This window comes from Kluyvera intermedia (assembly GCF_021440345.1).
GTDB lineage: Bacteria > Pseudomonadota > Gammaproteobacteria > Enterobacterales > Enterobacteriaceae > Kluyvera > Kluyvera intermedia_A.
This window is the reverse complement of sequence record NZ_JAKCNS010000171.1, coordinates 1-720: the sequence shown is the minus strand read 5'-3', so window position 1 is coordinate 720 and position 720 is coordinate 1. Positions and strand designations below refer to the sequence as shown.

Genomic DNA, 720 nt, shown 5'->3' with positions numbered 1-720 from the left:
TTTCTATTTTATTACTAATTGGTACCGTCGCAGTTGGGATTACGCTGGTTTATTTGCTTGTCATCAATAAATTAATCAAATGCGGAGGCATTCGAGTAGAACAATGAAATTCATAATATGTGCTCCATCTTATGATGAAAATAGTGGTGGCTCTATAGTTTTACATCGGCTTTGCGATATTATTAATAGCCATGGTCTGGGACGTGCATTTATAATGCCATTGCGGCCAAGTTATTTTAGAACTATAGGGATAAGTAAGCTTTATTATTACTGCCAGTGGTTGCTAAAAGATAGGAGAAAATACCAAACCAAACCAGGTTGGAATACACCAATTTCGCATAAAAAAGAGATAAGTGAGGATGATGTCATCATTTATCCTGAAGTAGTTTTAGGTAACCCATTGGGTGGGAAAAATATTGTTCGGTGGTTTTTACATCAACCTGGTTTTCATACAGGGAAAATAAAATTTGGTGAGGGTGAGATTTTTTTTAAATTTAATTCTGCAATCGATGACTATTATCTAGAAAAATCTACTCTTGCAGTTAATGAAATGAAAGTAGTCTATTATCCTTTGGATATGTATAAGAACAGTTCTGATAACGCCAGAACGATCGAGTGTTGCCATATGATCCGCAAAGGCGGATATAAAGATAAAGTACATCCTACTGACTCAGTTTGTGTCGATGGTTTAAGTCATAAACAGTGATGTAGCCCCCTGAA

1 protein-coding gene is annotated in these 720 nt (G+C 35.7%); it reads left to right on the top strand.

Annotation, left to right across the window (positions count from 1 at the left end; translation table 11 throughout):
* Positions 1 to 103: 103 nt before the first annotated feature.
* Complete coding sequence (locus tag LZ634_RS22545) at positions 104 to 706, top strand: hypothetical protein (RefSeq protein WP_234508953.1); 603 nt, start codon at positions 104 to 106, stop codon at positions 704 to 706.
* Positions 707 to 720 lie beyond the last annotated feature (14 nt).

What these genes read in the sequence shown, in the direction of transcription:
- LZ634_RS22545 (WP_234508953.1), top strand. Translation starts at nt 104, where the DNA reads ATGAAATTCATAATATGTGCTCCATCTTATGATGAAAATAGTGGTGGC.